We start from the raw sequence: 6,572 nt of genomic DNA, 5'->3' as shown, positions 1-6,572 counted from the left end.
CTTTGTTCCAAGCTAACTCCTGGCAAAGAGCTCCATGCCATCACAGGGTTATTAAATGAGAGCTGACTGGTTTGCTTTGGGCTTAGGTAGGCAATTGCCGCAGCCTGCCGTGTAATTTCTTCTCCATTACTAAAGCCTTTCACTTCTACCGCTTCTAGGGTTACACTGTCTGAAATGATAGTATTTTGAGCAAAAGCATGCTGTAATGTTAGGTGAGTAAAGAACAAAAACACTATTACTTGTCTGTACATTCTTATGGGTGTTGTAATCTTATGTTGAGGTTTAGGACTGAAGTACCGAAAGATACATAAGAAAATACTGGCAAAAATGTTTAGCAGCTCACGCTTATCGATTTGTGGATCAAGCAATAATTCTGGGGATTTAGATATGAAGAATTACCTTTGTCAAAAAAAAGACAAAGTGGATCAGAGCTTAATTGAGTTGTTTTTGCCAGAAGGCATTCTCGAATATTTCCAAGTTACTTCAGTTAAAAAGAAAGAAGATAGTTTTCAAATCGGTTTAGAGGAAAAGAATATTACTCCAGAGGAGTATAGCGGGCAAAAGTTATTGTCTAAAGGTTTTTATGATGTGATTACTGTTCAGGATTTCCCAGTACGTGGAAAAGCCTGCTATTTGAAGGTAAAACGTAGAAGATGGACAGTGGAAAGTACTGGTCATATAGTCTCAAGAGATTGGAGCTTGGTAGCAAAAGGAACGCGTTTGACAGAGGAATTCGCGTCTTTTTTAAAAGCAGTGCATCGATACCACGCCAGTAAACTGTAAAAGTCTAGGGAAATACTTCTGTTTAAACGGCAAACTGCTAGAAGAGCAGTATTTCTCTCATTTAAGTGATTTCACCAGTTGGAATCAATTAGATCATGCTGAAGACCATATTGTGTTCCCCGAGAATATTGGCGAGCATATCACGATTGACGAGACCTCGCTTTCCCAGGGAGAGCTCTACACTATTGTAACCAATAAAGCAGCTAAAGGACAAAAGGGAGCTTTAATTGCCATGATAAAAGGTACTGAAAGTGAAAAAGTAAGGTCTATATTGGTCAGAAAGATACCTCATCATGCGAGAAGAAAGGTTGAAGAAGTCACTCTGGACATGGCTGCAAACATGGAGCAGATTGTCAGAAAGACTTTCACCAGAGCCACTTTGGTAACGGATAGATTTCATGTTCAGAAATTAGCCTATGATGCAGTTCAGCAAATGCGGATAGCGTATCGTTGGGAGGCTATAGATCTGGAAAACAAAGAAATTGAGCTAGCTAGAGAATTGGGCAAAACCTTTGTTGCTAACAGACTGGAAAATGGTGACACCCATAAACAGTTGCTGGCACGAAGCAGATATCTTCTTTTCAAGAATAAGAGTAAATGGTCACCTTCACAGATATGGAGGGCGGAATTACTGTTTAAATATTACCCAGAGCTGTCAAAAGCATATGATCTAGCTCAAAAATTAGGGCATATTTACCATACTGTGAAAGATAAAGGTGTTGCCTATTTAAACTTGGCTAGGTGGTATGATCAAGTAGAAAAAGCAGGGTTTAAAAGCTTCAATACCGTATCAAGGACAATACAAAACCATTATCAAACGATCTTGAATTTCTTTGAAAGAAGAAGCACCAATGCAGCAGCCGAATCATTCAATGCCAAAATCAAAGCTTTTCGTTCTCAGTTTAGAGGTGTGAAAAACGTATCTTTCTTCCTTTACAGACTCTCAAAAATCTATGCTTGAAAAATACTTCTCCCCAGATTTTCAGATTGATCCATTTTCTTCAATTTAATCTCAATTAGTCCCTAATCCTTACTTCCAAAATATTTCAAAAAATGCATGTGACAACACTTATTTAAAACTATCCAATTATTTTCAGTATTCATCGAAAATAAAAGGACTTTTTTACCGAAAAATGTTACAATTCAAATATTTACTTTAAATTCGAAACTTAACTAAGAAAAGTCGGGTTTAATTTGAAGAAGTTTATCCTCAATGTATTAAATGCAGAAGAGCCAGAGTCTAAAAGAGTATTTCTATTATTACTCATGGGCTTTTTTATGGGCTTTTTTGTGTCAGGTCTTTCCGTAGGAGCTGAATCCTTGTTTTTGAACAATTTTAGTGAAGAAACTGATTTGCCACTTGCCATTGTAGTGTCAGGTGCCATTGGAGTTGTGGCTACCTACTTATTCAATTATTTTCAATCAAAAATTAGTTTTGTTCGATTAGCTGGGTATACGCTTCTTATCATTTTTATATTATTGATTTCTGTTGAGATTGCCTATTCTTATCTTCCGGATGTATCACCATTATATTTCCTAACTTTTACCTTCGTACTTCCATTTACCTATTTAATTCTATTGATATTTTGGGGTGCATTCGGTAGGCTTTTCGACCTTAGACAATCCAAAAGAATTATTGGAGGGATCGATACAGGACAACTTACCGCCTCCATTTTAGCCTTGTTATTCATCATTCCTTATTTATTGAATCGCCCTGATTTTGCGGAGAAAGATTTGATCACCATGAGTGTTATCAGTCTTGGGGGAATGTTTTTATCTTTCTTATGGCTGATGAATAGCTCAAAGGAATTTTTAGTGAGAGCTGGAAAAAATGCATTAGTTCCCTACAAAAAAGTCCTAAGCGACAAATATATGCTTCTAATGGTGGGATTTGTTCTCGTTTCAGTTGTAGCAGGGACTTTCATTGATTACTCATTCTTTAGTGTTGCATCAGCTCAATTCAATGAAAGTAATCTAGCTACATTTCTGGCCTATTTTAATGGTACTATTATCATTTTTAGCTTCTTATTTCAAACTTTCGCTACGGATAAAATTATTGCTCTTTATGGATTAAAGGTATCGTTACTTATTAACCCAATTCTTATCATGGTTATGGTAGGGGCAGCCTGCTTAATAGGTGCCGGATTTGGTTTTACACCAGAAGATCCCACTTTTATCTTCTTTTTTGTGACAATAGCAGTAAGTAAGCTTTTTGTCACCTCTCTTAAAGATGCTTTAGATGAACCAGCATTTAAACTTTATTTTTTACCGCTAGATGTTGAAAGCAGATTTGATATTCAAGTGAAAATTCAAGGCGTAGTCAATGCTTTTGCAGGTATGATTGCGGGTGCTATTATTATTGTTTTGAATAATGTTAAAGTATTTAATTTATTAACGATTTCCATTGCGGTACTGCCAATTCTAGTTATTTGGTATTTTGTGACCAAGCAAATGCACAACGGATATCGCTCTACTTTGCAAGGAACACTTATCCGAAATAAAGAGAAGAATAAAGTAGATGAAAATGAAAATTCCATCAGTAGGTTGCTGCAAAAGCAAGTTTACAGTAAGGAGGAACATAAGCAACTTTACAGTTTGAAATTGATGGAAAAACTGGAGCCAGAGGAATTTGCATCATTCAGGGAAAATTTTTCCGGTACGATTTCCCCCAAGATGCAAGAATACCTTGGAAATGATAAGCAAGCTTCAGGTTTAGGTTCAAGTTTAACTTTAAAAAAATTAGCTGAAAAGGCTTTCAAAGAGAGCGAATCAAGAGATGTTACTCCAGTAACTTTTGAGCAGCTTAGCAATTGGTCACGTTCTTTAGATGCAGAAAAAAGATTATATACAGCTAAGATTTTCAGGCAACATGCCGATGCCAAGAATATTTTCCTTTTACTGGATTTGCTGAAAGATGCTAATATGGCGGTGAGAATGACTGCTATAGAAACTGCACGCATACTGAAAAGACACGAAACCTGGAATATTCTAATTGATATGCTGGGTGATGTAAAGTATGGACATGCTGCATCTTCTGCCTTGGTTGCCGCAGGAAGTCAAGTCCTACATCATTTGGAATCCGCTTTCCATAAATCTGGTCAGCCTGATAGAATCAAAATGGCGGTAGTCCGAATAATGAGTAAGATTGATGGTGAAGAGGCGGAAAATTTATTGTTGAAAAAAATTGATTATCCTGACAAAAGAATTGTTTATGAAATGCTCAATGGTTTTGGATATGAAGATTTTAATGCAAAAGGAAACCAAGCACAAATTATCGCTTCTTTAATAGAGAATGAAATTGGGAAAACAGTTTGGAATTTAGCTGCTCTTCAAGAACTGCCAAAGGAAAAAGAATATGAAACCTTAAGAGTAGCTTTTAAAGAAGAAGTTGGCCACAATTATGAACAGATATTTCTTTTATTGTCCTTAATCTATGACACAGAATCGGTTTCATTAGTGAAAGAAAATATACTTTCTGAAACTTCTGATGGTATTGCTTACGGCATTGAACTAATGGATATGTTCATTGATTCAGAATTGAAATCTAAGCTTTTTCCTTTAGTAGATGACATTTCAGTAAATGAAAAGGTGAAAGCTTTAGACAACTTTTTTCCTCGGGAGCAATTTGAGCCATTACGATTAATCAATAATATTTTAAATAGAGATTTCAATCAAATTTCCAGATGGATTAAAGCCTGCGCCCTTTATAACCTGGCTTTTCAAAAAGATTATGAACCAGATTACGCCATTATATCCCATGTATTTAATAAAGATAGATTACTGCAGGAAGTAGCCACTTGGCTTTTATATCATAAAAAACCAGCGGTTTTTGAGAAAGTAATTGAAAGAGTGGCTCAGGAAGATCAAGACGAATTAATCAATACAATTTCTCACAACCAGCTGGAAGACGGGTTAAATGACGGATACTTTCTATTAGTTGAAATCGTAATGTTTTTGAAGCAGATCAATATTTTCAAGCAAATTAATGGGGCACAGCTTTGCGATTTGGCGGATAATACCAAAGTAATCAGAATGAAAGCAGGTGATAGAATTGATTTAAGAGAGATGGAAAATAATGCCATTTATATAGTGGCGGAAGGTCAAATTAAAATTGAAGCTGAATTTGAAGCGGATAGAATTTTAAATGAGCGAGATATTTATGGTGAGCTATTTATACCTGAAAAAAATATAAAATCAGAGAATTTGACTGTTAATATAGATTCGGTGGTATTTCAATTGAATAATAATAATTTCTACACTTTAATGTCAAGAAGTCAAGAGTTTACCAATCAATTGTTTACGGCCATGACACAACATTTTCAAGCAACATTATGAAGGAAAAACTCCATATCAATATAATTTTTGCGGAAAACGATAATAAACCGATTTTAGAAGACAGGGGATGGGTAGATTTTTTCAAGAAATTTCTCTATATGATGCTCAATCAAACCATGAACAGAGAAATTACCATAAATATGATTTCTGATGAGCAAGAAGGCTTGAAAACTGAGGAAGGATTGTTTATTCCCATTTTATCACCAGATTTTATCCTGTCAGGATCTTGTTTAGATAGAGTTGAAAACCTATTTCAACAGTCAGAAAATACTATTCATGATATTGTTTTCCCTGTTTTTAAATCGCCCCTTTCTTTTGTGGATATTCCTGAAAAGCTTCGACCAGTAAGATCCTATATTTTCTATCTAAGCAACGAAAATCAAGGAGCTCAGGAGCTTTACGAATTCTTCACAAAGGAAGCAGAAAAGGGCTATTGGATGAAAATGGTGGATTTATGTTTTGACATTTACGAATCCATTTTGAAAATGAATCAAACAGAGAAAAATACTCGATCACATGGAAGAAAGACTGTTTATTTGGCAGAAACGGGTCAAGATTTATCAGGTGCAAGAAATATTATCAAAAGAGAATTAATTAGACATGGATATGATGTGTATCCTAAAAGCTTACTACCTCAAAGCTTTTCAGGCTTAAAGAAATCAATTCAAGCAGATTTAGAAAAGTGTCAATTTTCTGTGCATATGATAGGAGCATCTTATGGAGCAATTCCAAAAGATTCGGAAAGCTCAGTTATGGATATTCAAAATAGTTTGGCTGCTGATTATTCAGAGTCAAGCGCCTCAGATTTTAGTAGGTTGATTTGGATTAGTCCCTCACTAAAATATGCTAGCGAAAAGCAAAAATCTTTTATTCACAATATTAAAAGAGATGATAAATCCTCTAGAGGAGCAGAAGTATTACAAACTTCTCTAGAAGATTTTAAGAATACACTCTGGGAAGAACTGATGGAAAAAGGCTTAAATAAAAAGCTCAGAAATTTATATTTAGATGCGTCCCAAGAGAGGGCGAACATCTACTTAATTTATGATGAAATAGACCGAGAAGCAGCCTCCATTTTGGTAGACGAAATTCAAGCTCAAAATGTAACTCTTCTCACTTTAGAAAATAAAGGAGATTTGATGGAGCTACGTAATAAGCACATCGATTGTCTGAAGCAAATGGATGCGGCTATTGTATTTCAGGAAAAGGTAAATAATCAGTGGGTTTACATGAAACTTTTGGATTTATTAAAAGCGCCAGGTTTCGGACGTTCTAAACCCATTTTAGGAAAGTTGTTCAAATCCGAAAAGGCTAAAGGTATTGAAAATGAATACCTTAGCCGTTATGAAGTGGAAGTTGATGTTAGCGGAGATTCCAAAAATGTAATTAATTTTATTAAGACTATTGAACTGGCTTATGAAAATAGCCAAGTAAAAGTGGCAAGAGAAAGCTAA

At 35.3% G+C, this 6,572-nt stretch carries 5 protein-coding genes; 4 read left to right on the top strand and 1 reads right to left on the bottom strand.

The window, feature by feature from the left end:
* A partial coding sequence (locus VFM92_RS02590) for a hypothetical protein (RefSeq protein ID WP_325120634.1) occupies positions 1 to 251 on the bottom strand: 251 nt, incomplete at its 3' end.
* A gap of 169 nt (positions 252 to 420) precedes the next feature.
* Here VFM92_RS02590 and VFM92_RS02585 point away from each other — a divergent pair.
* From VFM92_RS02585 to VFM92_RS02570, 4 genes are all read left to right on the top strand, one after another.
* Positions 421 to 783 carry an ISAon1 family transposase N-terminal region protein gene (locus VFM92_RS02585; protein WP_325120633.1) on the top strand — a complete coding sequence of 121 codons (363 nt, stop codon included), beginning with the start codon at positions 421 to 423 and terminating at the stop codon, positions 781 to 783.
* Positions 758 to 1,744 carry an ISAon1 family transposase gene (locus VFM92_RS02580; protein ID WP_422655636.1) on the top strand — a complete coding sequence of 329 codons (987 nt, stop codon included), beginning with the start codon at positions 758 to 760 and terminating at the stop codon, positions 1,742 to 1,744. The genes VFM92_RS02585 and VFM92_RS02580 overlap by 26 nt, the downstream gene beginning before the upstream one ends.
* Positions 1,745 to 1,977: 233 nt before the next feature.
* Positions 1,978 to 5,118, top strand: coding sequence for a hypothetical protein (locus VFM92_RS02575; RefSeq protein WP_325120632.1), 3,141 nt, complete (start codon positions 1,978 to 1,980; stop codon positions 5,116 to 5,118).
* Positions 5,115 to 6,572, top strand: coding sequence for a DUF4062 domain-containing protein (locus VFM92_RS02570; RefSeq protein WP_325120631.1), 1,458 nt, complete (start codon positions 5,115 to 5,117; stop codon positions 6,570 to 6,572). Before VFM92_RS02575 ends, VFM92_RS02570 begins: the two co-directional genes overlap by 4 nt.

Source organism: Marivirga sp. (assembly GCF_035704835.1).
Taxonomy (GTDB): Bacteria; Bacteroidota; Bacteroidia; order Cytophagales; family Cyclobacteriaceae; genus Marivirga.
Note: the sequence above shows the minus strand (reverse complement) of the source record. Positions and strands in the feature narration are given on the sequence as shown.